The 339-nt window shown below is 51.0% G+C and carries 3 tRNA genes; all 3 read left to right on the plus strand.

Annotation, left to right across the window (positions count from 1 at the left end):
• Positions 1-6: 6 nt before the first annotated feature.
• The 3 genes from RD055328_RS07245 (at position 7) to RD055328_RS07255 (ending at position 273) form a co-directional block, all read left to right on the plus strand.
• Positions 7-79, plus strand: a tRNA-Val gene (locus RD055328_RS07245).
• Between the two features lie 2 nt (positions 80-81).
• Positions 82-154, plus strand: a tRNA-Lys gene (locus RD055328_RS07250).
• A gap of 36 nt (positions 155-190) precedes the next feature.
• Positions 191-273, plus strand: a tRNA-Leu gene (locus tag RD055328_RS07255).
• Positions 274-339 lie beyond the last annotated feature (66 nt).

A 339-nucleotide genomic window follows, 5' to 3' on the forward strand; every position in this document is an offset into this window, starting at 1 on the left:
GCTTATGGAGGATTAGCTCAGCTGGGAGAGCATCTGCCTTACAAGCAGAGGGTCACAGGTTCGAGCCCTGTATCCTCCATTGAGCCGTTAGCTCAGCCGGTAGAGCATCTGACTTTTAATCAGAGGGTCGGCAGTTCGAACCTGCCACGGCTCATTGCACAAGAGTGCAGTGAAGAAAAATTGAATACATGCGGGTGTGGCGGAATTGGCAGACGCGCTAGATTTAGGTTCTAGTGTCTTTTGGACGTGAAGGTTCAAGTCCTTTCACCCGTATTAATATGCCGACTTAGCTCAGCTGGCAGAGCACCTGTCTTGTAAACAGGGGGTCGGAGGTTCGAA

Origin of the sequence: Companilactobacillus sp. RD055328 (assembly GCF_022835675.1) — a bacterium.
In the GTDB taxonomy this organism is placed as follows: domain Bacteria; phylum Bacillota; class Bacilli; order Lactobacillales; family Lactobacillaceae; genus BQUT01.